Source organism: Streptomyces huiliensis (genome assembly GCF_020037025.1).
GTDB classification, from domain to species: domain Bacteria; phylum Actinomycetota; class Actinomycetes; order Streptomycetales; family Streptomycetaceae; genus Streptomyces; species Streptomyces huiliensis.
Map to the genome: position 1 here is coordinate 1 of NZ_JAIQLH010000542.1, position 458 is coordinate 458.

1 pseudogene is annotated in these 458 nt (G+C 79.3%); it reads right to left on the reverse strand.

What is annotated here, in order from left to right:
• Positions 1-458 (reverse strand): annotated as a pseudogene (locus JNW98_RS35765) (hypothetical protein); the annotation flags it as partial.

The window sequence follows — 458 nt, forward strand, 5'->3', positions numbered from 1 at the left end:
AGGAGGTCGCGGACGGCCGCCGACGTGACCCAAGGGGCCGTCAGAAAGCGCACGTTGCCGTCCGTGCGGCCGACGACGACCGCCGTCGCCGTGTCGGCGTCGGCCGCGTCCGCCCGCGCGAAGTCCAGGGCGGCGGCCGTGGAGTCGCCGTCCTTCGCCTCGGCGTACCGGACCACGCGCAGGCCGTCGTGGAGCAGCACGACCACCGCCGAGTCCACCGCGCCCGCGTAGAGCAGCTGCGGCGGGCCGGGCGCGGGCCCGGACGGGGTGCCGGGGGTGGCGGTCACCCGGACCGTGCTCCCCGGGCGGGCCCAGACGGACAGCGCCCGGCGGAGCAGCGCCTCGTCCTCCGTACGGTCGCCGCGGGCGGGCCAGGCGGCGAAGCCCGGCCGGTCGGCGCGGCGCCAGGCGTCGGCCGGGGCGCGCACCAACTTGCCGGGATCCAGGGCCTGTTCGGC